The sequence below is a fragment of the Sphingomonas sp. PEI4 genome (assembly GCF_056679955.1).
This window is the reverse complement of the sequence record NZ_JBWXPI010000003.1, coordinates 180,000-206,917: the sequence shown is the minus strand read 5'-3', so window position 1 is coordinate 206,917 and position 26,918 is coordinate 180,000. Positions and strand designations below refer to the sequence as shown.

Annotated in this window: 17 protein-coding genes and 1 pseudogene; 8 read left to right on the top strand and 10 right to left on the bottom strand. The window is 57.9% G+C overall.

The features are described from left to right. The first annotated feature begins 36 nt into the window (after positions 1 to 36). The 6 genes from AC1MLZ_RS22105 (at position 37) to AC1MLZ_RS22080 (ending at position 7,046) form a co-directional block, all read left to right on the top strand. Positions 37 to 834: a WecB/TagA/CpsF family glycosyltransferase gene (locus AC1MLZ_RS22105; RefSeq protein WP_480962104.1), complete on the top strand. Its 798-nt coding sequence runs from the start codon at positions 37 to 39 to the stop codon at positions 832 to 834. A gap of 250 nt (positions 835 to 1,084) precedes the next feature. Then, positions 1,085 to 2,155, top strand: coding sequence for an IS630 family transposase (locus AC1MLZ_RS22100; protein ID WP_480962103.1), 1,071 nt, complete (start codon positions 1,085 to 1,087; stop codon positions 2,153 to 2,155). Positions 2,156 to 2,522: 367 nt separating this feature from the next. Further along, entirely contained in the window at positions 2,523 to 3,824 is a 1,302-nt protein-coding gene (locus AC1MLZ_RS22095) for a hypothetical protein (RefSeq protein ID WP_480962102.1), read from the top strand. Between the two features lie 265 nt (positions 3,825 to 4,089). Next, a complete protein-coding gene (locus AC1MLZ_RS22090; protein ID WP_480962101.1) occupies positions 4,090 to 5,025 on the top strand; it encodes a glycoside hydrolase family 5 protein in 936 nt (311 codons plus the stop codon). A 27-nt stretch (positions 5,026 to 5,052) separates the two neighbouring features. Next, a complete protein-coding gene (locus AC1MLZ_RS22085) occupies positions 5,053 to 6,183 on the top strand; it encodes a polysaccharide pyruvyl transferase family protein (protein ID WP_480962100.1) in 1,131 nt (376 codons plus the stop codon). Beyond that, positions 6,180 to 7,046, top strand: a complete 867-nt coding sequence (locus AC1MLZ_RS22080) for a glycosyltransferase family 2 protein (RefSeq protein WP_480962099.1) — start codon at positions 6,180 to 6,182, stop codon at positions 7,044 to 7,046. Before AC1MLZ_RS22085 ends, AC1MLZ_RS22080 begins: the two co-directional genes overlap by 4 nt. A gap of 3 nt (positions 7,047 to 7,049) precedes the next feature. Here the strand turns inward: AC1MLZ_RS22080 and AC1MLZ_RS22075 are convergent, their stop codons facing one another. The 8 genes and pseudogenes from AC1MLZ_RS22075 to AC1MLZ_RS22040 all read right to left on the bottom strand — a co-directional run bounded on the left by AC1MLZ_RS22075 (position 7,050) and on the right by AC1MLZ_RS22040 (position 18,519). Beyond that, positions 7,050 to 8,144, bottom strand: a complete 1,095-nt coding sequence (locus AC1MLZ_RS22075) for a nitroreductase family protein (protein WP_480962098.1) — start codon at positions 8,142 to 8,144, stop codon at positions 7,050 to 7,052. After that, positions 8,141 to 9,661 (bottom strand): oligosaccharide flippase family protein, encoded by a 1,521-nt coding sequence (locus tag AC1MLZ_RS22070; RefSeq protein WP_480962097.1) that lies wholly within the window; start codon positions 9,659 to 9,661, stop codon positions 8,141 to 8,143. Before AC1MLZ_RS22070 ends, AC1MLZ_RS22075 begins: the two co-directional genes overlap by 4 nt. A 238-nt stretch (positions 9,662 to 9,899) precedes the next feature. Beyond that, a pseudogene (locus AC1MLZ_RS22065) lies at positions 9,900 to 10,639 on the bottom strand (IS5 family transposase). 70 nt (positions 10,640 to 10,709) lie between these two features. After that, entirely contained in the window at positions 10,710 to 13,538 is a 2,829-nt protein-coding gene (locus AC1MLZ_RS22060) for a cellulase family glycosylhydrolase (RefSeq protein ID WP_480962096.1), read from the bottom strand. 105 nt (positions 13,539 to 13,643) lie between these two features. Next, entirely contained in the window at positions 13,644 to 14,774 is a 1,131-nt protein-coding gene (locus tag AC1MLZ_RS22055) for a GumK N-terminal domain-containing glycosyltransferase (RefSeq protein WP_480962095.1), read from the bottom strand. Further along, positions 14,771 to 15,835 carry a glycosyltransferase family 4 protein gene (locus tag AC1MLZ_RS22050; protein ID WP_480962094.1) on the bottom strand — a complete coding sequence of 355 codons (1,065 nt, stop codon included), beginning with the start codon at positions 15,833 to 15,835 and terminating at the stop codon, positions 14,771 to 14,773. Before AC1MLZ_RS22050 ends, AC1MLZ_RS22055 begins: the two co-directional genes overlap by 4 nt. Then, positions 15,832 to 16,818 (bottom strand): NAD-dependent epimerase/dehydratase family protein, encoded by a 987-nt coding sequence (locus AC1MLZ_RS22045; RefSeq protein ID WP_480962093.1) that lies wholly within the window; start codon positions 16,816 to 16,818, stop codon positions 15,832 to 15,834. Before AC1MLZ_RS22045 ends, AC1MLZ_RS22050 begins: the two co-directional genes overlap by 4 nt. A 213-nt stretch (positions 16,819 to 17,031) precedes the next feature. Beyond that, on the bottom strand, positions 17,032 to 18,519 hold the full coding sequence (locus tag AC1MLZ_RS22040; protein ID WP_480962092.1) for a lipopolysaccharide biosynthesis protein: 1,488 nt from the start codon (positions 18,517 to 18,519) through the stop codon (positions 17,032 to 17,034). A gap of 111 nt (positions 18,520 to 18,630) precedes the next feature. On the opposite strand from AC1MLZ_RS22040, the gene AC1MLZ_RS22035 reads away from it, so the two are divergent. Both AC1MLZ_RS22035 and AC1MLZ_RS22030 read left to right on the top strand, forming a co-directional pair. Further along, complete coding sequence (locus AC1MLZ_RS22035) at positions 18,631 to 19,662, top strand: glycosyltransferase (RefSeq protein WP_480962091.1); 1,032 nt, start codon at positions 18,631 to 18,633, stop codon at positions 19,660 to 19,662. Between the two features lie 325 nt (positions 19,663 to 19,987). Continuing rightward, the gene (locus AC1MLZ_RS22030) at positions 19,988 to 20,872 is read left to right on the top strand and encodes a hypothetical protein (protein WP_480962090.1); all 885 of its coding nucleotides are present in this window, start codon (positions 19,988 to 19,990) and stop codon (positions 20,870 to 20,872) included. Positions 20,873 to 21,377: 505 nt separating this feature from the next. Here the strand turns inward: AC1MLZ_RS22030 and AC1MLZ_RS22025 are convergent. Both AC1MLZ_RS22025 and AC1MLZ_RS22020 read right to left on the bottom strand, forming a co-directional pair. After that, positions 21,378 to 23,843 carry an Ig-like domain-containing protein gene (locus tag AC1MLZ_RS22025; protein WP_480962089.1) on the bottom strand — a complete coding sequence of 822 codons (2,466 nt, stop codon included), beginning with the start codon at positions 23,841 to 23,843 and terminating at the stop codon, positions 21,378 to 21,380. A 534-nt stretch (positions 23,844 to 24,377) separates the two neighbouring features. Beyond that, a complete protein-coding gene (locus AC1MLZ_RS22020; protein ID WP_480962088.1) occupies positions 24,378 to 26,879 on the bottom strand; it encodes an Ig-like domain-containing protein in 2,502 nt (833 codons plus the stop codon). Positions 26,880 to 26,918 lie beyond the last annotated feature (39 nt).

Here is a 26,918-nt window from a genome sequence, read left to right as displayed (position 1 = left end):
CTGATAACAAGCACAAAACTGTTGGGGCAATGATCGATGGCCGTACAGGAGCCGAAACAAGGTATATGGGAGGGCCACGGCACCGCACGTATCGATACGCGTGCCATAGGCCCCGTTATCGTCACCGGAAGCCCTATTGACGAAGCGGTCAGAACGATTTTGGCGGCGGTGGAAGCACAGCAACCGGCGATGTTCGCCTTTTGCAACGCGCACAGTGTCAATGTAGCGAGGGCTAATCCTGCCTTTGTCGCGGCGTTGCGACGGATGACGGTGTTTAACGACGGGATCGGGTTGGAGATAGCCAGCCGCATGGTCTATGGACGCAGCTTTCCCGCCAATCTGAATGGGACGGATCTGATGCCATGTTTGCTGGCGTCACTGCCACAGGCGACACGGTTATTTCTTGTGGGTAGCCCCCCTGGCATCGCCGAACAGGCTGGTCGCGTAATCGCTGACCGCTATCGCCATGTTGTAGTAGTCGGGACCCAACACGGATTCTTTGGCGCACAAGATGCTTCTGCGCTTGCCGATCGTATCCGTGACAGCGGAGCACAAGTCGTATTCGTCGGCATGGGTCAGCCGCGCCAGGAATTATGGGCGGACGAATGGGCCGACAGAATTGGGGTGGTCACCTGCTGCATCGGCGCATTCCTCGATTTTACTGCCGGCGCTGTGACGCGAGCGCCTGAATGGGCGCAGCGCTACGGCATGGAATGGGTATACCGACTGGGACAGGAGCCACGCCGGTTGCTCCGGCGCTACGTCGTGGGCAACCCTAGCTTTCTCTTGTCTATGACTGCCGTCGCGATACGTTATCGACTGGGAAAAAGGTAAACCTTAAAGGTTTTCACAATGTTGGCTCTAGGCTTGATGGTACATCGTTTACAAGCGGGTGGACGGATGCGCTATATGACAAGTTCTACACGGAAGCACCTGAACGACAGATGCAGTCCGTCGAGCGATACAGCATAGTGAAGAAAGGCTGGACAATGGAATGGTGTCAAAGTCGACCAGTCACGACACTCTAGTGCACTGACCCACTCGGGTGATTCACAATTGGGCTGCGGCGTGCGAGACTGGGCGGATGTCGCAGACTGTATGCGTGATCGTGAATCCTGAAGACGTGGCTCGGTTGGAGGCGATCGTCGCCGATCGGAACCGGGCGCTAAAGCACGCCCAGCGCGCCAGGATCGTTTTAGCCTCGTCCCAGAGGTTGACCGTGCAGGCGGTGGCGCGGCGGACCGGTGCCAGTCGACCAGCAGTCTGGCGCTGGCAGGCCCGCTTTGCCGAACAAGGTGTGGATGGGTTGCTGCGCGACAAGACACGCCCGCCCGGCACAGCGCCGCTTTCCACAACTGTGGTTGCCAAGGTTCTGGCACTGACCTGTGCTGAGCCGCCAGGGGAGGCCACGCATTGGACCGGACGGGCCATGGCGAAGGTGATGAGCGTGTCCCTGAGCACGATCCAGCGGATCTGGGCTGCCAACCGGTTTCAGCCGCACCGCATCCGGACATTCAAGCGCTCGAGGGATCCGGCTTTTGCCGCCAAGGTAGAAGACGTCGTGGGCCTATACATGCACCCGCCGGCCCACGCCCTGGTGCTGTCGATCGACGAGAAGTCCCAAATCCAGGCGCTCGATCGCACCCAGCCGGGTCTGCCGCTCAAGCCCGGCAAATGCGGCACCATGACCCACGACTACAAGCGACATGGGACCACGACCCTGTTTGCCGCCCTCAACATCCTCGATGGCGCGGTGATCGGCCGCTGCATGCAGCAGCACCGCCATCAGGAGTTCATTCGCTTCCTCAACACCATCGAACGTGAAGTTCCCGCCGGGAAGGACATCCACGCTATCATGGACAATTACGGCACCCACAAGCACCCCAAGGTCAAAGCCTGGCTCGGTCGCCATCCGCGGTGGACCTTCCACTTCACACCGACATCGGCCTCCTGGCTCAATGCCGTTGAAGGCTTCTTCTCAATCCTCACTCGACAGCGGCTGCGGCGCGGCGCCTTCAGCGGCATCGTTGATCTTCAGGCTGCCATCAAACGCTACCTCAAGGAACACAACGCCGACCCCAAGCCTTTCGTCTGGACCAAGCCCGCTGCTGAAATCTTCGATAAACTCGCCAGGCTGCCTGCACCTTCTGTCTGACTCGGTGCACTAGCAGAGACTTGCTGTTCCACGTACTAAAAGCGATCTTATCACAGGCATCCGAACACAATTTCAGGCTCGTCCCATCGAACCCTTTAACAGACACACGTCAATGCCATTTTCACTTGGGGCATACCTCAACGCGGGCTCTTTAAAGATTGCTGGATCGAGCTTCTCGATCATGACTCGTTCAAGGTTTCTGAGCCTGAAATCGTCCGGCATTGCGAGCTTGGCAGCTTTGATTATAGATTAATAGGTACCACAGGCGTCGAATAGGGTGCTAGCAATGCCTGCGTGCCAATGCCTGATGTCGCTTTCGTAAGACAGCGGCATCGACCGCGTGTTCATGCTACCCAAGGAATCTCGCGTGACCGGAATGACGATCGATGTTACCAGGCGAAACAACGCGTCCTTGGCGAATAACTCGAGCTACCAAGCTGGGACGGTAGTGGTCACCACCCTTGCCGTCTGCTACAATGCGATTTTGGCGATCATAAATTGTCATGGTCTTGTTCTTAATTTTGGTATCGTCGCCGCTGCCGAGTTGCTGATCCTGATGACGGCAGCTGGGCTGGTCGCCGCCAGTGGTATCCAGAAATGGGATTATCCATCTTTGGCGCTGCTCTATCTCAACGTTACACTGGCGCTCGTAATTTCCTTGTTCTCAGAGCGTATGTTCGTTGATGGGCTGCGTGTCGCGATGATCGTAGGCATCTTCACGATGTTGGGCAGCAGGCTTACCTTAGGTAGCCTTCGGGCGACGTTCAACATATGCACTGCCATCGCGCTTACCGTGCTACTTATGGAAATGTTCGCACTGCCGACATATGCTCTTCTGTTCCGTCCGCTCGATTATTTTGCCGCGACACGGGGCTATCCTTTGCCCGAGTGGCAACTGGAATCCGGCTTGTCGGTAGGCACTGGCAATTATGCAGGGCGCTTCTCGCTAGGCTTGTGGAACGGTCCGCGCACCTCCACCATCTTCCTCGAACAGACGGGCATCAACGCCTTTGGCATCGTCCTGATGATCTACTTGATTACGATGTTCAATCGGATCAGTAAGGCAGAAAGCTGCCTGATTGCCGTCACTACGCTGGCCATTATCTTTACCAACAATGCCCGTATGGCAACGCTGATGATGTTCGTATTCATCGGAGGTTATTTTGCCTTTCCACGGGTCACCAACAAACTGGCGATAATACTATGCTTTTTCAGTCTGTGCGGGACGCTTATGTTATTCCAATTTCATGCAGAGGAGCGCGGCGATACGTTAGTTGGGCGGCTCTGGGTTACTTATAATTACCTAGTCCAAACGAACATTGGCGAGTTCTTACTTGGAAACCCTAATCGGCGATTTAAAGCAATGGATACTGGCTATGGATATTTGATCTCATCCATGTCATTATTAGGGGCTGCTATATATTGTGTATATATTAGCCTTATCGTCCCCGACCGTAGCTCAGATCACCGTCGGCTGGGCTGGGGTCTCGCCTTTTACCTGTACCTGTGGCTGCTGGTTGGCGGGACCAGCTCCAGCTCGATCAAAACGGCGGCATTGCTATGGATCATGGTCGGCTATTTCGTAAAGGAAGGTCGTAGCAATCCTGCCGCTCGCGCGGTACGTAACGCGTCGCCGTCTGCAACCGGCAAACGCCCTCGATACGCCTGACCCGTTATAGCCTATCACTTTAAAAAAAGCGGTGTTGTAAACAAGTTAAAGAGCAACAGTGGGATCAATTCTGTTGATCGCCTTCTCTGCCTGACTAATTACCGTTTCTAGGTAGGAGCATCGAGTTATCCCGCGGCAATTTTTTCCAATCCTGATGATAGTAGGGGCGTTCTTAACTGCAGGTGCAAGCCTGGTAGCGTTGGCAGCGTCATCGACCCAGCAGGCTGATGATAGAAAGGCGACAAGCACTACGCAGATTCGGCCATTGCGGTACACTGGGGTCAACCTCGGTGCGGGTAGTTTCGCTTCCAAGCAGAAATCCGCCATCTACGGCAAGCATTATGCCTATCCCAATGCGCGCGAGGCGGCGCCGTTCGTCGCGGCGGGGATGAACATCGTGCGCGTGCCGGTGCTATGGGGTAGACTTCAGCCCCGGCCTCTGGTGCCGCTTGACGCGACCGAGATGCGGCGGATCGACGCGTCCTTGGCCACCTTGTCGGGGTTCGAGCGGATCATTCTGGATGTCCATAATTATGCCCGTTATCAGGGCACGACGATCGCCGATCCGCAAAGCGGGGCATTGCTGACCGATCTGTGGGTGCGTCTTGCCCAACGCTACAGCAATGACTCGCGCATCGTGTTCGGGCTGATGAACGAGCCGCATGACATTGACGCTCAAGCCTGGCGAAGCGTCGTTGATCAGGTGGTCAAGGCGATCCGCATGACAGGCGCCCGTAACCTGGTACTGGTCCCTGGGGTACGGTGGACCGGTGCGCATAGCTGGACCGCCGGCAGCGACAAATCAAACGCAGTCGCTTTCACCGGCTTCCGGGATCCCGGCAATAATTTTGCTTACGAACTGCATCAATATGCCGATAGCGACTCGTCCGGCACTCATAACGATTGCATTGAGGCCGATGCCGCTGCTCGACGGCTCGACGGTGTCACTACCTGGCTCAGGGAGCAGCATGCCCGAGGGATCCTAAGCGAGTTCGGCGTCGCTGCAAGTCCGCCGTGCTTAGCTGCACTGGAGGCGATGCTGACGCGAATAGAACGTGCACCGGATGCGTGGCTTGGCTGGACCTATTGGGCCGGTGGCGGTTGGTGGGGTTCCTATCCTTTCAGTATCCAGCCAGACAGCCATGGCGAAAAACCACAGATGAGCGTATTGCGCCGCCATATTCACGTTACAAAACCATAGATATCGGAGGCTGGCGCGCGCCAAACGATGAAGACCATCGAAGTAAAAGGCATCAACTTTGACAACCACGGCGCTGCCATGATGCTGCTTGCGGCACGTGAGCGCGTCGGCCGAGGTAACCGCCTTGCTGCCGTGGCAGCGAGTGACTATGACGTCCGCGCCCCTTATGGCTTGTACCAGATCATCCGCCGTGCTGGACCGCTCAATATCAATCCATTGATCGAGCGCATGCCGAGTCGGCTCCGGTGCCGTATCGGGTTAGTTACCGACGGGGAAATCGATGCCGTACTCGATGCCTCGGGTTTCGCTTATGGCGATGACTGGGGCGCAGAGAAAATCCGTGATCGTCTGTATCCCGCGTTGAACCGGCGCAAACGGACGGGAATGCCCGTCATTCTTTTGCCGCAGGCCATGGGCCCGTTCGACAAGGATGATGTGCGTACCGCTTTTGCCCGCGTCATCGATGAAGCAAGTCTGGTGTTCGTGCGCGACGCCAGCACCCAGGCCTTTGTTGAAGGTACGTTCGGCGTCCGGCCGAATGTGCGCCGTTGCCCCGATTTCACTATCGGCCTGCAGGGCTTGCGTGACCCGCGTCATGCGCAGTTCGTAGGCAGACCCGCGATTGTGCCCAACCACATGATGGTGCGCAATTCCGATGCCGCAACCCGCACGCTCTATGTTGATCTTCTTGCCGCATCGGCTGCGGCCGCCCGTGAGGCATTCGGTGAGCCATTCGTGGCTCTGCACGATACCCGCCAGGATGCCACGCTGGCCGCGGAATTGTCGGAACGGCTCGGAAAGATCGATCAACTTACCGAAGACCGTCCACAAGTTATGAAGGGCGTATTGGCAGATTCGGCGGTCGTCATCGGTTCGCGCTTTCATGCGCTGGTCGGCGCGCTGTCGCATGGCACTCCGGTGGTGGCATTTGGCTGGTCGCACAAATATGCCGAGTTACTGGCCGATTTCGGCTGTCCGGAGGCGTTGGTTACTGTAACCCCCGGTGCGGAAGCGAAGGTTTGTGCGCTGATTCAGTCGATCATTGCCGACCGGCCGGGGTATAGCGCGCGACTGCAGGAGCGCGCCGCTGGATTGAAAGCGCAAGTTGCAAACATGTGGGATCAGGTTGACGACACCCTGCGAGGAGCATCTGCATGACGTCGCCTACCGTATCTGTCATCATTCCTACCTATAATGACAACGATCGCCTGTTCCGGTGCCTTGAGGCACTGGAACAGCAGGATTATGCTGGGGACTTTGAAATACTAGTGGTGGACAACGGATCAGACATCCTGCCTGCCATCTCCGGCCCGGCGCGGCTGTTGCGCGAAGAAAAGCCAGGATCCTACAACGCCCGTAACAAGGCGTTGGAAGAAGCAACCGGTACGGTTTTGGCCTTTACAGATGCCGATTGCCGCCCACATCCAGGCTGGCTTTCCGCCGGTGTCGCGGCAATCTGGACAGCTCCTGACATCGGGCTGGCTGGAGGTCGCGTTCTTGTGACCTCCATGTCTGGCAACAAACCGACATTAGTCGAGTTGTTTGAGATGGCCATCGCTTTCCCGCAGGAAACCTATGTCAAAGAGGGGCATTACGCCGCGACCGCAAACATGTTCACCACCCGGACGGTGATGAACAAGGTGGGACCGTTTAACGGTCAGCTACGGTCGGGCGGCGACGCCGACTGGGGGCAGCGAGTTGCCGCTGCGGGATACAAGCTCGTTTATGCGCCCAATGCGACGATCGATCATCCTGCCCGTGTTTCGCATCAGGAAATTGCCAGCAAATTACGCCGTACTGTAGGCGGGGAACGCGATCGCCGGCCCGGTTGGAAAAACGGGCTACGGTTCGCTGCACGTCATGCGCTACCACCCCGGTCGCGAATTCGTCGCGCGTTGAAGCTGGAAAGCATTTCATTACTAAAACGCGCGATGGTGGTCGGTTACTGTGTGTTTGTAAATTGGAACTACGCAACCTATCGCCTAAAACTCCAGCTTAGTAGCACCGCCTCACATCGCTGAGCGTCAATTGTACACACGCAAATCTTCGACGGCACGCTTGGTCGAATAGGCGACCTGTCCCTCCGGATCTGGCCAGCCGAACGCAATGAGCATGATGACGCGCTCGTCATCGGCAAGGTTGAGTGCATTACGCATATGGCTTTCATGCGGCTCCTGATCCGGCCAGTTGATCGGGCAGGAAGCAAGTCCGATCGATTCTAGACCGAACATGAAGCTCATCGCGGCTAATGAGCCATCGATATAGATGACGTGACGATCGCGTTCGTAAGGATAGGCGCGAAGCTGGCCAACAACGACCGCAACGGCTGGAACCTGTTGCGAAAAGCCTTTCGTGCCCATTGGAATCGACGCAATCTTCTGGGCTGCTTCCGGTACGTCGAAGATTCTGAAGTGAAAAGGCTGCCGGTTGCAGGCGCTGGGCGATTGCGCGGCCGCTTGGAGCGCACGATCGACCAAAGTTCGATCGATCGGCTTGTCCAGAAACCAGCGTACCGACCTGCGACGACGGGTCAACGACATGAACGCCTCAAAGTCGACGGGCGGCGGCACGGAAAGATCACGCGCATAAGGCACCAGACGCGCGGCATTGGTGGGCGCCCGCACAGATTTCTCGACTCCTTGGAATCGAGCGTATGCGGTCGCCACTTTCGGCGCACTGGTATCGACGGCCGCAAAATAATCGGACAGGACGTCGTCCGCCCAGATCAGTTCGCTATTCCATTCGCCCTGCGAGGCGGTAATCGCATGCGTAAAGATTTCGACGGTTTCACCAATGAAGTCCGTTGCGAATACCGGACGCCGGGGCCGCATGATCAACCCTTTTTCCAACCGATGGATATTGCGGCGAAGTAAATAATAGCTGGCCGCTGCACTCCGGTTGTCAGCGGCATATTGCAGCTGCCCGGCTGCCACGGCCCGTGCCTCACGTAGCATTTCGTGATTTGCCACAGCGTAATAAGCGGCTGCCGCAAACCGATTGCGCACGGCCTGTCGCAGGAAGAAGTCCCGGATGGATCGTTGCGTGCTACGCACGCTACCACGGATTGCTTCGCGTTGGCGGACGGGAATGATCTTGGCGGCCTTCCTAATCGCGTTCATCGAAGCTGTCCTTCATTGGTTTCGGCAGTGGGGCCCGGTGTTCCCGACGAGAAGGCGGGCCATGCAGCGCTATCCACCTGTCGCAGTGCAAGCAATAGCCCTGCATATGCGACAAGTCCCAGGATGATCGCAACGATGGCGCGCGCAGGCTGTGCCAGCGGCAGAGTGTGCATCACGATCAACCAGACAGCGATAATCGGCAATTGGGCTAGTAGCGCCCCGGCAGTCGCCTTCATCATCAGCACCGCAGTAGATCCGACTAAACGATCGAGCACAATCTGACGGATAATGACGCTGATCAGCACCTTGAACGCGATGGCCCCGGCAGCGCCAGCAATCCCGGCCAAACGGACGCCTATAATAAGCGCGGGAGCGAGAAGAACGGTGGAGGTCAGTACAGCAATAACCAGTTCTACACCAGGACGCCCCAGCGCCTTGAACACCGTCGACGTCGTGCCGCCGACGGCGCCCAGCATGACAGAAAAGGCCAAAAGCTGCAGGGTCGGCCCCATGTCGCGCCAACCATCGCCCAACATCACCGGCAGGAGGATCGGACCGGCAACTATTAATACGATCATCATGGGAAGCAAGACTAGTGCATTGCACGACATGGTCCGGATCACGTAATAACGAACCCCCGCCATGTCGCTTTGCAAAGCAGAATATTGCGTAAACATAACTCTATTTAATATAGAAGCTATATTCATGCGTACTACATCGGTGATGTAGAACGCAAGCGAATACAGACCAACCTGGTTCTGGGTCAGCATTCTACCAAGCACAATAACGTCAAGATTTTTTGCTAATGCTGTAAATGCGTCATTGGCAAACACGAGGCCGCTATATCCGATCATTTCACGAAACGCGGCACGGCTCAGACGGAAGTGTGGGCGCCAGTCACCGACACGATACATAAGGACGGCAAGGAATATCTGAGCAGAAACGATCTGCACGACGAGCGCCCAGACATTGCGAAACATAGCAAGGACTATGCCTGCCGCCAGTAGGCTAAGCAAGGTTGCGATAATACGCACTATTGTCACTGCACGATAATCGCGCTGCCGAAAGAGCAGGGCACGTGAAATGCTTACGGTTGGTGTAAACAGGAACGAGATGCCGATTACAGCCGTGACGATCCCGACCCGCTCGCTGCCGTATATCCATGCCGACAAAGGTGCGATAACGACAAGATTGACCAGAAACAGTCCTGTCGAGACCAGGGTCGAGGCCGCATAGGCGGTATTAACGACTTCATCGGTCAAGCGATCCGCCGGTCGCTGGATCAGGGTTGCCGCCATGCCAAATTCGTTGATGACTTGCACGATCGCGAAGGTTGTCAGCGCAAGTGCAAAAACGCCAAACTCGGCTGGCGCCACGAACCGAGCGATGGTCAACCGAAACAGGAACGTAAGACCTGCCGACACCAATGTATCGACCGCCGTCCACGCAGCATCCCGTTTCAATGACGGCAAGGCGGGTACGGAAGCCCCTGTTCCCGGGGTAGCCAGGTTAATCATGCAGCACCAGATGATTGCTCCCTCAACGGCCTTCTCGGCCAGAACAGCGGATTGACCTTACAAGCGAAGCGCCCGTCCATAAGTTAGGACAGGAGAACGCACGTTGTGCCTAAACCAGATAGCCGTTATCGCAAGCCATACATTGGGCGCCTCAAGATCACCCAAGCGGCTTGGTTTATCTTAGCCAACGAGCTTTGCCCGCTGGAAAAGAGTTGGTTATAGGGTCGGGACTCGTTGATCAAAGCGAGAAGATGACGATGGCAGCAAGGGCGATGGCGGACAAGAAAACCGTCGGGTACCTATCGTAGCGGGTCGCAACGCGGCGCTAGTCCTGCAGCCGTCCGAACATGATTTCGCCACGGCTACGGCGCCTGTAGCAGCGCTTGGCATATTTGATGGGCTCACGCCGGAACCTCCGGCCTGGGATGCACGGCTGGATGCCCTTGGCTTGCAAGGCATTCCCGAACCAGTCAGCGTCGTAGCCGCGGTCGCCGACCAGCCACTGTGCCTTGAGCGCGGCTGCACCGGTGTAGTCGCTGACATGTCCAGCGCGGGCATGAAGAAGCTGAGCGGGCAGCCGAGTGCATCAGTCACGGCATGAAGTTTAACATTTCTACCGCCTTTGGTGCGACCGATCAGGCGTCCGAGATCTCCCTTTTTACCGGCGGGCTCGATGCCGTGCGGTGCGCCTTCAGATACGTCACGTCGATCATGACGGTCTTTGGATCGGCAGCAGCAGCCAGCCCCTCCATTATGCGGAGGAACACACCATCTTGCTCCACCGGTTCTAGCGATTGTAGAGCGTCTTGTGAGGACCGTAGACGATAGGCGCATCACGCCAGCGCAGCCTATTGCGGTTCACGAAAACGATGACGCTAAATACCCGCCGGCCGTCGGCTCGCGGCTTGCCATGGCTCATGGGGAATATGGTCGCAGGCGCGCCATCTGCTCGTCCGTCAGCCAGTACGGGTCAATCATCCCAAGTCTCCTCATAGAGCCTGAATCAGATCGCGCCTCCCACATCAATGCGTCCTGACCCTAGAATCATTTAGAGCATGAAGTCGGCAATTTTCAATGCGTTGCTGAACTGGTCTAGGATTAGAGCAAAATCCGCGACACCGTTGCCATCGACGTCACCCTGCACCGTCGTAATACCGTGCCCGTCCGCCACGCCGGATTGATACCGCAACTCGCCGGCACAGCCAGAGAAAGCGGCGCTGCCAATGAAGGCAAAGGCTTGGTTGCCACTCTTGTTGGTGCGGGCATCGATCGCCGACAGGTCGACCCGGTCGAGACCTTGTACAAAATCGGTGATCACGTCCGGTGCGCCCGTGACGCTGTCGGCGAGTGCGAACTTAAAGACGTCCTTGCCCATGCCGCCGGTCAGTCGGTCGGCACCCGCACCGCCGGTTAGTGCATCCTCGCCATCGTCGCCGAACAACTGGTCGTTCCCTGCGCCGCCATTAATCTTGTCGACACCGCCCCCACCGTGCAGCAGGTTGGCTCCGGCATTGCCGGTCAGTACGTTGTCAAGCGCATTGCCACTGCCGGCAAGATCGCCCGTTCCGGTCAGGATCAGCTTTTCGACGTTCGCGGCGAGTATATAACCCGAGATGCTGGTGCGGACCGTGTCGGTACCTTCGCCGGCGCGCTCGACGATGGTGTCGCCAAGATCGTCGAGCGTGAAGACGTCATTGCCCGTGTTGCCTTCCATCCAATCGGCGCCCTTGCCGCCGTCGATCGTGTCGTCACCACCACCACCGGCCAGTACGTCATTGCCGACGCTGCCAGTCAGCGCGTTGGCAAGGCCGTTGCCGATACCGCTCTGGCCACCGGTTCCGGTCAGGATCAGCTTTTCGACATTGGCGCCGAGGGTAAAGGTGGCAATGCCCAACTTTACGGTATCGGTGCCGCTATTGGCCTGTTCGACCACAATATCGCGGGCATCGTCGACAACGTAGATATCATTGCCTGCCCCGCCGCTCATGATATCCGCGCCAGTGCCACCGTCCAGCACGTCATTGCCGTCGCCACCATCCAGGACGTCGTTTCCGTCCTTGCCATAGAGACTGTCGTTGCCAGCCAAGCCCCACAAATGATTGATACCAGCGTTGCCGGTCAGGCTGTTGGCGAGCGCGTTACCGCGTCCCGTCTGGTCGCCGACCCCTTCCAGCTCCAGCTTTTCCAGATTGGTGCCTAGCGTATAGCTTGTCAGCGTCGTACGTACGGTGTCGATGCCTTCGCCGAGTTCCTCGACCACTACATCGCCAACGTTATCGACGGCATAGGTATCGTTGCCTGTTCCGCCAATCAGCCGGTCAGCGCCCGCACCTCCGTCCAATGTGTCGGTACCTCCATTGCCGACGAGCGTGTTCGCTTTTGCATCGCCCGTGATCCGGTCGGCAGCGCTGCTGCCGATGACGTTTTCGATATCACGCATCGTGACGCTGCCATCGCTGACGGTAACGGTCCCGGTGACGAGGTTCGCCGTAATCCTCGATGGTGCCGCTGAAAAGTCCGCGGTGTCTATACCGTCGCCACCATCCATCGTGTCGCGACCCCCACTCGACACCAGCTGGTCGTCACCGGCTCCGCCACGAAGCAGATTGGCGCCCGTATCACCCTTCAGCACGTCGGCGAAGGCAGATCCGATGACGTTCTCGATGCCTGTCAGCGTATCTCCTGCAGCATCGCCGCCCTGTTGCGAGGCTACGGCCAGATCGATCCGAACGCCCGCAGACGATCCGGCGTAGCTGGCGGTATCGATTCCGGTTCCGCCGTCGATCTGGTCGGCGCCGGCGGCGCCCTCGATCACGTCATTGCCTTGATGCCCGTTCAGCACGTTGCCACGCGCATCGCCGGCCAGCGAATCGCTGATCGCGGTGCCGTCGATCACCGAATTGCCGCCAATGACGGTACTGCCTTGAGGAACGATGGGCGGCACGGCCGAGTCTTCGGACGCCAGCGCGATATGCTTCTCGAGCACGTCGAGCTGCGCGCTTTCGCTGCCGTCCTTGTTGCGCAGCGCCAGGACATAGTCTCCCCACCACGGCCCAGCACCCCAATAGGTCGCCTCCAACCCGGCATCGCGCACCGCCGTCAGAAAATTGTCGAGCACGGCCAGCCAGCGCGGATCATTGTCCGGCACTGCGAATTCGCCGATCATCCCCTCGGCACCGCGCTCCGCGAGCCACGCGACGAAGCCCTGGATCGCCTTCGCACCCATTTCCGGCGTCGCGCCCTGCTGGTCGTACGTCTCGCCATAGGTGCCCGACGACCAGCGATCGAAATAGATATGCGCTTGATAAACGATCAGGCCTGCCGGATCCTGGATGTCAAGGCTGGCATTGTTCGCCGCCCAGTTCTTGACTGCGGCGAAGGCATTGCCTTCAACGTAAATCTTTGTGTCCATGTCGACGGTGCGAATCGCATCGACTGCGGCTTGTGCCGCTTGCGGCCAGACATCCGCACCGCCCATCTTGTTCGGCTCGTTCATCAGGTCATAACCGTAGACGGACTTTACGTCGCCGATCTCGCTCGCTAGCTTTTTCCAAAAGTCGGCAAACTGCTCGTTAGGGACCTCGCCAGAGCCCACCTTGTCGCCCTTGTAAGTGCCAAAATTATGGACATCGACGATGACCTTGACGCCAGCGGCATCGGCGGCGTCCAAAAACTTTTTCAGTCGGCCGAGCTCGGCCGCGTCGAGCTCGCCATTGGCGGTCGGCTGCAACCGCTCCCATTTCACAGGCAGGCGAAACAGTTCGACGCCGCGATCGGTATAATATTTGATGTCAGCTGCTGATGGATAAATGTACGAATATCCGTAGGCACCACCGACCTTACCGAATTCCGCGCCCGATAAATTGACCCCGATCATGCCCCGAACTTCCTTTCCGCTGTTGACGGAGGATTAGCTCAGAGATTCACTGCGAATGGTCAGTAAACCGGGTAAATATACAGTTAGTCAAAACTTTAGCCGAAATCAGCCGATCGCGATGGCCGGGTAACGGCGTGGCTCAACCACGCGGTCGGCAACCTCCTGCCAGGTCAGGAAGGTGCGGGGGGTGATCGTTCCCGCAGCTGCGAGGGCCTCCGTCATAGCGGCGCCGATCGATACGGCATCCCCGGGCGCATAGCCGAACCGGCTGACAACGTCTCCGACGGCAAACGACGGGCAGACTGCCGGCAGGGCGAAATATTCGTATTGCGCCATCTTCAGGCTCGACTCCGCTAGATAGTCGACGCCGGGGGCAGGGCGGTACGGTGCGATACCAACGGTGGCATGCTTCACGTAGGGCAGCGTATCGACAAACTTCATCTCGGCATGGACATGAACGTTGGTCGGCGCCTCGAACGTCGTGCCGCAACCTATGACGTGGAAGTCGACATCGGGAAATTGCGTAGCGGCAAGCTGGAAGACGCTGGCGTCGAACAGCATCGAGCCAACCGACACAGCCGTTTGCCTGCCTGGCACATACGGGCTGACGCCTATGCCGGCAAAATCGTTTGGCTCGATGCCAAATTCTGCACGGTACAGCTTGCCCTTCGCCCATTGGAAATCCGATGCCATCTTCGGGGAGCGCAGACACACGTGGTGGATCAACGCAGCATCGGCCTCCAGCCGCTCGCGGATGAAGGGATGCGCGCCCACCGTATCCAGCCGATCGGTGGCATAATAAATGATCTTCGCATCGGGATTGAGCCGCTTGATCCGACGCATGAAGATCGCAGCAACACTTGATTCCAAAACGACATAATCGGCGTCGCGGACGAAGGCATCGAACTGCCGGTCGGGCATTTCCGCATACAGCGGGTACAGCCGTGCCATCGCCGCATTAAGCAATGTATTGCCCGACTGGAACGGATGCACCGCTGTCCGCCACAGATAGCAGCGGATACCGTTGACCGTTTCGACTTGGTTTGCCTTGTCCCACAAGAACATGCGAGAATCGCCCGTGATCTTCGACAGGCGGCTGAACCGGGTTGAGACGAACGACACGTCGTAGCCGGCCGCGACTAGGCCGTCAGCAACCTGTTGAATGCTGGCGCGCTTCGCCGTCCGATAGTCGTGATAGGCGGACAGGAAGACGACGTTGCGTCCGCCCGCGCTCACGCTCCCTGCTTCCCATTCAGTCCGGCGCGGTAAAGCGACAAGATTTCGTCCGCACGATATTCCCAGGTGAAGGCGTGCCGCAACGCATCGACGGCACCTGCATCGATGCTGGCATCCACCGAGGCGGCGAGCAGGCGGGCAAGAGCCGGCACGTCGCCGACGTCATAGGTACTTTCGACCTTGCCGACACTGGCGATCGCCAGATTGCCGGGGATGCGCGAACAGACGATCGGCATCCCGGCCATTAGGGATTCGAGCAGCACGGTCGGCAGGCCCTCCTGTTCTGATGCAAGTACGAAGACATGCCCGCCCGCCATCATAGCCGCAACGCCATCGTCATCGACGAAGCCGTGAAAGGTCACGCGACTGGCAACGCCCTTGTCCTTGGCAAGCGCTTCGAGCGCATCGCGTTCCTGCCCCTTGCCCACGATGTGCAGTTGGCCTTGCTCCAGCGCTGGCTCAGCGAGCGCACGGATAACGTCGTCGATTCGCTTCACCTTATCGAGCCGACCAATCGACAGGATCGCCGGATGGCCTGCGATCTTGGCAGGTGCGGTCGGTGTGATGAGATCAGTGGCCGTAATACAATTGGGGATAATCGAAGTCTTGGCAGCGGAGATACTGCGGTCCTTCAACCAGCCAAACCAAGCATCGGTCAGCAGGATCGTCTGCGATCCCTTTTCCAGCAAGAATTTCTCCGCAGTCCGGTCCCACATGGCCTTGGTAAGCGCGTTTACCTTATTATGCGGGGTATAAAATGCGTGGGGAGTGTAGAAGAACGGCTTGCCGCGCCGCGCCGCGCCGATTGCGCCGCGTACCGCATAGCCCGATCGAGCCCCATGAACATGAACGACGTCCGCCCAGGCAAGATGCGGTCCTAGTTCGCCCGCGGTCGCCCGCGCGGTCGTATAGGGCACCTGGATATCCTCAGCATCAGGTGCGACCACACGCACCTCACATCCCTTCGCCGCGAGCGCGCGGGCAAGGCCATGGATATGGCGCGCGGTGCCACCGCCACCCAATAGCGGCTGAAAGTCTTTGTGGACCTGCAGAACCTTCATCGATCAGGCGCCTGATCGGTATCAATGACCTTATAGCCTAGATCTCGCATGATCCGGGCAACGGCACGGCGCGCAGTCCATTGCGGCGTCCAGTTGCGGCGCGTCTTCAGCTTGGTCGGGTTACCCAGTTGCTGGAGGCGATCGATCTTGCGAAAACGCGTCGGATCGCTTTCGATGTGTACATCGACACCCATCAGCTCGCCCATCATGGCGACGAGGTCGCCGACCGACATTTCGTCGCCCGTACACAGGTTAAAATACTCGACCGGTTCGCCCTCCGGCAACCCTTCCAGTAGGGCAACGAAGCCTGCCGCGCTGTCCTCGACGAAGATATAATCGCGCTTGGGTTTAGTGTTGCCGAGCTTTACCACTGGACTGGCTGTGCCGGTGCCGATCTGTTCCAGGATGTCGGGAATCAGATGACCGTTGGGATCTCCGGTGCCGATCGTGTTGAACAGACGGGCAATATGTACCCGTCCGCCCGTCCGCGCTGCCCAGCCGGCAAGCTGGTATTCGTTCGACAATTTGGTGATCGAATACACGTCGGTCGCGCCGGTTAGCGTCTCGGCCTCGTCGAGAGGGCCATCATCCCAGCGATAGACCGCGCCCGACGATGCAAAGACGAGGTTCTTGATGCCTGCTGCGAGTGCCCCGTCGAGCAATGCCTGCGTGCCGAGCACGTTGACGTCGAAGGCAAGATGCGGTTCGCGCTCGCAGGTCGGGATATGATGCACGGCGGCCAGATGAAGGATCGCATCGGGCCGGTGTTCGGCGAGCACTGCGGCTATCGCCTGCTGATCGCGGATATCGACATTGACGGGCACAATTCCGTCCGACGCCTCGGGTAGCGGCAAGCCGACATATCCGTTGTCGGCGACGATGACCCGAACGCCCTTCTCACGCAGAATCGAAACGGCGCGCGACCCGATAAAACCGGCGCCTCCAGTGATGAGCACCGTTTGAAACGGAAAGGTGTCAGTCATCGTAGAACCCCATTATCTTATTGATCGTGCGGTTCTGGAAACCGCATTGTTGAAATACCTACAGGCACACACCGCAGCGCACAAGATTAAGGACGCGTCGACTTCGGCCAATAGTCGTTGTCAGGCTGGATGGCGTAGGCATGACGCCTGAGTCCATGGCAACAAATTTTGGTGTTCGCTGCGCAATGTTGGCTTATGTCCGACATTGCCGTGTCATCGCTGTCGTCTACGTAAGGAATACCAGCGTTGAGCCGCAGCTCCGCGGATTGTGATCGCAAGTTGACGACCGATCGTCCCTAACAACAGAGAAGGTGCCGTCACCACCAGCACCGTGATCCAAGCTAGCAGCGCCAGTCCCACCAATAGCAGCACGAGCACCGCCGGCAAATCCGACACCCGTGCGAGCCTGACCACCGGCACACAGATCGCTATGACGGTCAGCGCCAGTAACAAGCCCGCGCAATGGACCCGTAATAATGCGACCATGGTGACACCCACCCGGCGACAACAGGCAAGGGTGATCGCGATATATGCAACGATCACGCTCATGCTGACCGCAAATGCAACAAGTGTGATACCGCCGGGCATGGCGACAAGGCAGCCGCCAATGACCAACACTGCATAGAGGGCCTGCGTCCAGATCATCTGCCGGGTCGCCCCGGAAGCTCGCTGTACCGAACCGCTGATCTTCATTCCAAGCCGGAAAAAGGTGGCGATCGCAAGTATCGAGAATGGCAGAATGACGTCGTGCCATTTCGGGCCGAGGATCACCCCGATGACCTCAGGCGCTAATATGTAGAGCAAGGCGGAAACCGGCAGGCCGAACAGCGCAGTGAGTTCCAGCCCCTGCAAATAGGCCCGCCGTAGCCGTTCCGGCTCGCCCTGGACCGAGGCGAGTGCGGGAAAGACGAGGCGTTCCGCAATTGTGCCATACAGATCTGCGGGCATGTTCATCAAATTGTAGGCGCGGGCGTAAAGACCGAGTGCGGCAGCGTCGAGATAATGACCAACCAGCGCATTGTCGCCGCGCAACGCCGCAAAGTTCAGCAGCCGCGACGCAGAAAAGCCAGATCCTCGCTTCAACAAGCGGGCCATCACCAACCGATCGAACAGCGGACGCATGGGCGGACGGACAATGGCCCAAAGCCACAGCGCGGCGCCCCCTGTTTCTACCAGCGTTGCGGCGACCAGCGCCCAATAGCCAAAGCCTGCCATCGCCAAGCCGACACCGACCAGTCCGGTGCCAGCGAGTTTTGCGGCAAACCGTGCGATCACCACCCGGCGTGCCTCAAGCCGGCGGACGAGCAAAGCCTCGGGAACGACGCCAATTGCCTGGATCAGGAACATCAATCCAAGGATTCGCAAAACCTTGGTTAGGGCGTCCATGTCAAGCAGCGTCGCAGCTACGGGGGCCAACAGGACGGTCGCCACCGCATAGACCACGGCATTAAGCCCGACCACAGTTACTCCAGCTCGCACGTCGCGTTCCGACAGGTCCGGCAGTTGTACCAGCGTAGCGCCGACGCCCAACTCGACAAGCAATTGCGCCAGCTGAATGACAATCATCGCTGCTGCGACCACGCCGAAGTCGGCAGGCTCGAGCAGTCGGGCCAAGGCCGCGGTAAAGCATAGTTCTAAGACCCGCTGACCCAGTTGGATGGCACTGATCCAGCCCGCGTTGACGGCCAGCATACGTTTCATGACGTGACACTCATCGACAAGAGCATGGAAATCCGCTGAGTTGCCCAGGCCGTATCGCTCGACACGCCGCGGGAATTTGGTTCGGTGAGACCGTAATGGTATCGCAAGCGCTTGTGGTACACGATCAGAGGATCGACGGGGACAACATCGAACGTGCAAGAACCATCACTGACGGTACCTTTGGTATCGATCGTCACCATATTCTACAATCGTGCGGCGTCGGTAACTGAATCGATTGCTAGCCTGCTGATGCAGGAAGGCGCTGATTTCGAGATCATCGCAATCGACGACGGTTCAACCGATGACACACTTGTTCGACTGCGCGCCATTGCCGATCCCCGACTCGTTGTGGTGGCACAGGCCAACGGCGGCTTCACCCGCGCTATTAATGCCGCGATCGCCCGGGCGCGGGGACGCTATATTGCCGTTCATGGCGCCGGCGATATTTCGCTGCCGACGCGAATCGCTCGTCAAGCTCACATTCTTGATTCCCGGGCAGAAGTGGGCGTGGTCGGCTGCCACGTCAGAAACGATGCCAAAATCGGTCCTAACAGCTATGTGGTCAAGCCGCAGGACGGTCTGCCATTCTTCCGCACTTTGCTTGATCGCAACCTGTTCACGCATGGGGAGGTGATGTTTCGACGCGATGTATTTGACCATGTGGGCGGTTATCGAGAGATGTTCACCTTCGCACAAGATCGCGACTTGTGGCTGCGGATTAGCCGGCATGCTGACTATGCGATCGTACCGGAAGTACTCTACATCCGCCGACGCTTTGCAGATGGTGTAAGCAGCGATCCGAACAAGCTATTGCTACAGGCCTATGCTTCCGATTTTGCCGTACAACTTGCCAGCCACGTCGAAGGGCACGATCCGTTGACGCTGTACGGCCCGTTGGCGGCGTTCCTCCGCAAAAAATCCCCGAAGCTTGCTCGTACCATTGCTTGGACCGGGGCAAGACGCATGGTGTTAGGCGATGTTAGGGCCGGCTGGGCCTTGGTGACGACTGCTCGCGCCGAATGTCTGACGCGTCATGTCGCTTTGATATGGCTGCTGGGGGCCACTCATCGGATACCTGCTATCTGGCAGATCACCCGGTCAATATTGCAGCGCCGCCTGCTCGCCTTTGATCGCGGACAATAAGAATTACAAGATCTCCCTCATTTCCCCACCGCCAAATTCGAAAGGAGCGTTTGAGGAATGCCGAGCCAGTTTGAGACAGGTTGCAGACCACTGTATCACTTTGGTGAGGTTCGCGTGCACTGCAAGGTACGTTTCCACCAACAAGGCTGAGCTTGGTTCCTTGATGAGTTTAACTTTTCTCGTTGTGTACTAATATTGGACACTAACCTCCAGAGCTCCTTCGACCTGCCTAATTTCGTTGACAGAATTTTAACGGTCCGTCACTGGGGAACTAACCGGTTAACGCGTCGTTAACCGACTGATTCTAACAAAAGGGACCGCTCGCATGGCTTCAAATTCGACACTCGTTAAGGGCGCAACGTTTACGACCTTTGCCCAAGACACGAGCCCGGATGGCACGGGCGACATCGGTGATGTGCAAGAAGGCACTGTCGGTGCTGATGCTTACTACTTCGATAACACCCGTGGGGGTTCATCGGTTGGTGACAAGACGTTCAACAATTTTGGGCTTAGTGACTCGCTGCTCGCCAGCGCAGAGATTTTCGACGGTAACAATGACGGTTATATTGTCCTTGGTGGCAACGCACGTCTCGATGTCGAGCGCTCCAGTTCCAGGAACGGCGGTACCGCGCAGTTCAACATGATTAACGAAGATGGTCAGGCGATCTATGCGATGCGTGAGCTTGGCAGCAAAGGCGGCACGGATGCTAACGGTGCATTCGTATATGCCGACGCTGCGACGCGCGTTGATCTGTATAACTCACTCAACATGTCTAACCAGCTGACGCCGGATCATGCGGTAGGGAATGAGTTCCTGTATGCAGGCGCCCAGGCAAATGTCGTCGAAGGTACCGTCGGCAACAATACGTTGACCGGGACCGACGGTGCGGATTACTTCCTGTTCGACACAGCGCTCGGCCTAAATCTTGGGCGCGATACCATCACCAATTTCGGTGCCGGTGACGTGATCGTGACGACCAGCGAAATCTGGAATCAGAACGACAACGGTGCGATCACCTACGGTGGGAACCGTATTCTCGACCTCCCAGGTTCGGAAGGCGGTATTTCGACGGACCCGTCGCAGAACCCTGGTGGTCAGATCGTATTCGGTAGCGCTGGCTCGCCAACCCCGAGCTCGCTTACCATCCTAGGTCAGCAGACCATTGATGATCATACCTACTATTTCTATGGTTTTCCGACCGCCGGCTGATCTGCCGACAGACAAATTGAAAACCGAAGGGGCGTACTCGCAAGAGTGCGCCCTTTTTGTTTTGAATTGCGGCAAGCCAGTAAAAGCATTACCAAGCTTTTCTTGGAATCTCTTTGTAGACCGGCAACAGCATGTTGGCCAGCATAGTAGTGTAGACCATTCCCGGTCCATCAGGATACTTACCGAAACCTCGGTCTACACACACCATTTCCTATTTTAGTAATGGTGCCATCTTTTGCCAGCCCTCAGGCGAATAGCGTCGTGAATCAGATAAACTGAAATAACCGCGGTAGATAGATCAGTACGGTAGTGTTGATCCCCGAAGCCCAAGCTCACCGACTATCTCATACGCAGGTCATCGATTACTACACGCTTTATTACCTTGGCTCCCGACCACAACAGCTTGCGTCCGATCCAAGGGGGGACAGTCTGGAATTTTCTTGATTTTAAACTACCGCAGACTCGCCAAATATAGGAGGCCGGGATGTACGCCCGGCCTGCCAAGTCAGAAGCCGAGGGCCGCTAAGCCGCCGGTCGAGCCTTCGAGGCTGTAGACATAATAGGTGACGCCATCGCGGATTACTGAACCATCGAACTCGAGTGTGTTAACGGCAGCGTCGGCGGTGTTGAAGATGCCGACATGGCCGGCCTCACCTGCAACCTGATGCAGGCCCACCAGATCAAGCTGTGAGTCAGTGCCGAACCGGACGATGCCATCACGATCGCCATCGCTCAAAGCCGTGGTGGTGACGACGATGTCCTTCTTACCCATGTTTACGATCGTGTCGTCGCCCAAGTCGAAGCCGAGCCCGGTGTCAAAGAAGAATTTTTGCACCGTGCGATCGCCGCTATCACCCGACAAGCGATCGTCACCCAACAAGCTTTCGAGTGCATCCTGCGGCGTTATAGCACCATCAGCATAGACGTGTGCCCCTTCGATTGCGACGCCCATATATCGGAGCGAGGTTAAGCCGGGCAGGCTCAGTATGTCTCCACCATTGGTGCCATCGATCCGCAAGCTATTGTCACGAAAGGTGATGAGGCCATCGCCGTTGCCGTCGTTTAACGCGCGGCTGAAAATCAAGGCATCGCTGCCCTGAAGATTGATAGTGTCATTGCCGGAGTTCGCATCCACATCGAAGTAGAAGGCGTTGGGACCGTTCACCCCCTTCAATACATCACTGGAGGAATTCGAACCGTCTACAGCCCGATGTGCGGCGAGAAACTTGTCAAACGCTGACGACACGGGAGCGGTCACATGGATAGAGACGACAGCGGTATCGGCGGATTTGCCGTCGGACGCGCTGTATGTGAAACTGTCTGCGCCGCTGTAGCCATCGGCTGCTGCGTAGGCAAAGCTGCCGTCGGCACGCAGTTTGAGCGTGCCATGCGCCGGACCTTCGACAAGCTTTGCCATCAGCGCATCGCCGTCGGCGTCCTTGTCGTTGGCCAGCACGTTGCCGGTCAGCACTGCTCCAGCTTCAACAGTGCCGGCATTGTCCGCCTTGGCGACCGGTGCGATGTTGGGCTTGGCGGCGACGGCAATAGTCACCTTCGCACTGTCGGACGCTGAACCGTCGGAGGCCGAATAGATGAAGCTGTCCGTCCCGGTGAAATCGGCGTCGGCGACATAGGTAAAGCTGCCGTTGCTGGCCAGCTTGACTGTACCATGTGCAGGCCCTGTCGACAGAATGCTCGTCAGAGCGGCGCCGGTGCCGCTCTTGTCGTTGCTCAGCACGTTGCCGGTGACCGCAGCGCCGGCAACCACCGAAACCGCATCGCCGAGCGCAACTGGTGCAGAGCCCGAGGGCGGTGCGGTGACCTTCAGGGTCACCCTGGCGTTGCTCGACGCATTACCGTCACTGGCGGCATAGGTGAATGCGTCGGTGCCGACAAAGCCGTCCTTGGCGGTGTAGACGAAGCTGCCGTCCGCCAAGAGCTTCAGCGTGCCATTGGCCGGGCCGGTGACCAGCGAGGCTGACAGCGCCTTGCCTTCTGGGTCCTTGTCGTTGGCCAAGACATTGCCCGACACACTCTCCGTGTTGAGCGTCGAGGCTACGTCGGCAATCGCGATCGGTGCAAGATCGATGACGGGGGGCGGCGTGGTTGTCGTCCCTTCGCTCTTGATTTGCGCGATCGTCGCGGCGAGATTGTCGGTCAACCCCATGTAGAAGACCAGCTTGGTCGAGGCCCCCGATGCCAGCGTGCCGGCTGCGAAGTTGATGTTGATTGCCTGGTCGGCAGTGACCGAGAAGCCCTCAGCCTGCGCCGAGGCATAGGCCTTGTCGGCATAGGGATCGCGGTTGATCATGTTGTAGGTCGACACCTTGGCGCGGTCGTCGGCCGTGTAATAGAAGAACGGGTTGTCGCCGTTGGGCTGGTAGGCGGCGATCAGCGCGCCGTTCTTGCCGTCGCCACCCTGCTCGACCACCTTGATGAGGTTCTTGTACGAAGTATCCTGATCGGGATCGACCGAGCGCATGTAGCGCAGATCAGCCATCGCGCTGGCCGACTGGTTGGTCAGCGTGATCTCGACCTTTACATATTTGGCATCGTCGGTCAGCGTCATGACCTGATCGACCTTCAGCTTGTCCGCCGTCGTACCGGTCCAGCCAGCGCGCGCCGCGGTCGCATCGGACAGGTCAGTCGAATCACTGTTCAGAATTGTCGATCTGCCGAATTCGGTGTTGCCCTCGACATGATTGATGCCGTTGATGCTGTAGCCGATGTTAAAGCGCTCGATGACCGCACCCATCGCCACTGCATCTTGCAACGTCGAGGCCTTACCCGTCCCGAAGCCGTCAAGATCGACGTACATGCCAAGGTTCGTCACCTCGCCCTTGTTGTAGGAATTGAAACCCGCAGGCGTCGCTGTCTTCGTTCCAAGCGTACCCGAGCTGCCCACCGCCATGCTGATGAACTTGCCCTGCAGAAAAACCGTATCATCACTCGCGATTTTGTCGAAAAGCATGATCTTAAATTCCCCCGGTCACGCCGGCATCCGGGTGGATACCAGCCCATGAACCCCAAAAAAAGGCCTCCCGTCAAACCCGAGGTATGAGACTCAGTCCTGCGTTATAACCGCAAGATATGAAACTTTTTACCGGGAGGCGCGTTAACCATTTCGCGGTGGTATATGCCTTGACTGGAGTCAATTAGGGTACGCCGATTTGACGTCTCGATGAGACTAGCCGACAGCCTCCTGCGTTAAATTGCATATCAGCAAGTTTTAGTAGGCATAAAATGCTCATTGTCGAATGCAGCATTTTTCCTGTCCTCTTAAAACTTAATAGCTAAATTCAATATTTTAACCGTTCGTTTTGGTTAGGTTAATATTGGCTTTTGAGATATTTTGTTGCGATCCTGTTACGAAAAACTTTCGCTACCGCGTCTTCTTATCACGGACGAGTGACAGTACGGGTCGACAGCAAGATAGGCGCGCTCTTACGAGCGCACCTATCTTGTAGTTGGCGGTAGGTACGTCCACGCCGTACCTGTTGACTCGTCAGAACGTGAGTGCGGCAAGACCGCCGGTCGAGCCTTCAAGGCTGTAGACGTAATAGGTAACGCCATCGCGGACCACCGAGCCGTCGAACTCAAGCGCGTTCACAGCAGCGCCGGCGGTGTTGAAGATGCCGAGATGGCCGGCGCCACCCGCCACCTGATCCAGGCCCATCAGATCGAACTGCGAGTCAGTGCCGAACCGGACGATGCCATCATGATCGCCATCGCTCAGGGCCGTAGTGGTAACGACGATGTCCTTCTTGCCCATGTTGACGATCGTGTCATGACCCAAGTCAAAGCCGAGCCCAGTGTCGAAAAAGAACTTCTGCACCTTCTTATCGGTCAGGTCACCCGACAACCGGTTGTCACCGAACACACTCTCTAGCGCGCCCTTGGGCTTCACCGCGGCATCGGCATAGACATGTGCGCCGTCCATCGCGGCACCGAGATAACGCAGTGACTTTACGTCGGTCAGGGTGAGGATGTCACCCTTGCTGGTACCATCAACCCTCAGCTTGTTACCACTGAAGGTGATGAGTCCATCGCCATTGTTATCCTGAAGCGCACGGCTAAAGATCAGGACGTCGTTACCCTCCAGGTTGGCAACGGCGTCGTTACCTGACTTGACGTCCATATCGAAGTAGAAGGCATTATGTCCGACCGCACCACTCAGCACGTTGGCAGTGGTTGCCGAACCATCGATCGCATTGTGATCGGCTAGCAGCTTGTCCAGAGCTGACACGACCGGCGGTACCGGGCGGACAGGCGGTGCGGTGACGTCGATAGAGACGATGGCGGTATCGGCGGATTTACCGTCGGACGCGCTGTATGTGAAACTGTCTGTGCCGCTGTAGCCATCGGCTGCGGTGTAGGTAAAGCTGCCGTCGGCATGCAGTTTGAGGGTGCCATGCGCCGGACCATCGACAAGCTTTGCCATCAGCGCATCGCCGTCGGCGTCCTTGTCGTTGGCCAGCACGTTGCCAGTCAGCGCGGCACCAGCTTCAACAGTGCCGGCATTGTCCGCCTTGGCGACCGGTGCGCTGTTGGGCTTGGCAGCAACGGCAATCGTCACCTTCGCACTGTCGGACGCTGAACCGTCGGAGGCCGAATAGATGAAGCTGTCCGTCCCGGTGAAATCGGCGTCAGCGACATAGGTGAAACTGCCGTTGCTGGCCAGCTTGACCGTACCATGCGCAGGCCCTGTCGACAGAATGCTGGTCAAGGCGGCGCCGGTGCCGCTCTTGTCGTTGCTCAGCACGTTGCCAGTGACCGCAGCGCCGGCAACCACCGAAACCGCATCGCCCAGCGCAACTGGTGCAGGGGCAGGGGCAGGGGCAGGGGCCGGTGCGGTGACCTTCAGGGTCACCTTGGCGTTGCTCGATGCGTTACCATCACTGGCGGCATAGGTGAATGCGTCGGTGCCGACAAAACCGTCCTTGGCGGTGTAGACGAAGCTGCCGTCCGCCAAGAGCTTCAGCGTGCCGTTGGCCGGGCCGCTGACCAGCGAGGCTGACAGCGCCTTGCCTTCTGGGTCCTTGTCGTTGGCCAAGACATTGCCCGACACACTCTCCGTGTTGAGCGTCGAGGCTTCGTCGGCGATTGCAATCGGTGCAAGATCGATGACGGGGGGCGGTGTGGTTGTCGCCCCTTCGCTCTTGATTTGCGCGATCGTCGCGGCGAGATTGTCGGTCAACCCCATGTAGAAGACCAGCTTGGTCGAGGCCCCCGATGCCAGCGTGCCGGCTGCGAAGTTGATGTTGATTGCTTGGTCGGCAGTGACCGAGAAGCCCTCAGCTTGCGCCGAGGCATAGGCCTTGTCGGCATAGGGATCGCGGTTGATCATGTTGTAGGTCGACACCTTGGCGCGGTCGTCGGCCGTGTAATAGAAGAACGGGTTGTTGCCGTTCGGCTGGTAGGCGGCGATCAGCGCGCCGTCCTTGCCGTCGCCGCCCTGCTCGACCACCTTGATGAGGTTCTTGTACGAAGTATCCTGATCGGGATCGACCGAGCGCATGTAGCGCAGATCAGCCATCGCGCTGGCCGACTGGTTGGTCAGCGTGATCTCGACCTTTACATATTTGGCATCGTCGGTCAGTGTCATGACCTGATCGACCTTCAGCTTGTCCGCCGTCGTGCCGGTCCAGCCCGCGCGCGCCGCGGTCGCATCGGACAGGTTGGTCGAATCGCCGTTCAGAATCGTCGATACGCCGAATTCGGTGTTGCCCTCGACATGCTTGGTGCCGTTGATGCTGTAGCCGATGTTAAAGCGCTCAATGACCGCACCCATCGCCACTGCATCCTGCAACGTCGAGGCCTTGCCCGTGCCAAAGCCGTCAAGATCGACGTACATGCCAAGGTTCGTCACCTCGCCCTTGTTGTAGGAATTGAAACCCAAAGGCGTCGCTGTCTTCGTTCCAAGCGTACCCGAGCTGCCCACCGCCATGCTGATGAACTTGCCCTGCAGAAAAACCGTCTCATCACTCGCAATCTTGTCGAGAAGCATGATTTGTATCCCCCACTCCATCGGCAGTTAGCCGATCGC

Bases quoted from the DNA above. Each gene is read 5' to 3' on its own strand.
- AC1MLZ_RS22020 (WP_480962088.1), bottom strand. From the start codon at position 26,879: ATGCTTCTCGACAAGATTGCGAGTGATGAGACGGTTTTTCTGCAGGGC.
- AC1MLZ_RS22100 (WP_480962103.1), top strand. From the start codon at position 1,085: ATGTCGCAGACTGTATGCGTGATCGTGAATCCTGAAGACGTGGCTCGG.
- AC1MLZ_RS22025 (WP_480962089.1), bottom strand. From the start codon at position 23,843: ATGCTTTTCGACAAAATCGCGAGTGATGATACGGTTTTTCTGCAGGGC.
- AC1MLZ_RS22105 (WP_480962104.1), top strand. From the start codon at position 37: ATGGCCGTACAGGAGCCGAAACAAGGTATATGGGAGGGCCACGGCACC.
- AC1MLZ_RS22030 (WP_480962090.1), top strand. From the start codon at position 19,988: ATGGCTTCAAATTCGACACTCGTTAAGGGCGCAACGTTTACGACCTTT.
- AC1MLZ_RS22060 (WP_480962096.1), bottom strand. From the start codon at position 13,538: ATGATCGGGGTCAATTTATCGGGCGCGGAATTCGGTAAGGTCGGTGGT.
- AC1MLZ_RS22075 (WP_480962098.1), bottom strand. From the start codon at position 8,144: ATGAACGCGATTAGGAAGGCCGCCAAGATCATTCCCGTCCGCCAACGC.
- AC1MLZ_RS22040 (WP_480962092.1), bottom strand. From the start codon at position 18,519: ATGAAACGTATGCTGGCCGTCAACGCGGGCTGGATCAGTGCCATCCAA.
- AC1MLZ_RS22070 (WP_480962097.1), bottom strand. From the start codon at position 9,661: ATGATTAACCTGGCTACCCCGGGAACAGGGGCTTCCGTACCCGCCTTG.
- AC1MLZ_RS22045 (WP_480962093.1), bottom strand. From the start codon at position 16,818: ATGACTGACACCTTTCCGTTTCAAACGGTGCTCATCACTGGAGGCGCC.
- AC1MLZ_RS22085 (WP_480962100.1), top strand. From the start codon at position 5,053: ATGAAGACCATCGAAGTAAAAGGCATCAACTTTGACAACCACGGCGCT.
- AC1MLZ_RS22080 (WP_480962099.1), top strand. From the start codon at position 6,180: ATGACGTCGCCTACCGTATCTGTCATCATTCCTACCTATAATGACAAC.
- AC1MLZ_RS22050 (WP_480962094.1), bottom strand. From the start codon at position 15,835: ATGAAGGTTCTGCAGGTCCACAAAGACTTTCAGCCGCTATTGGGTGGC.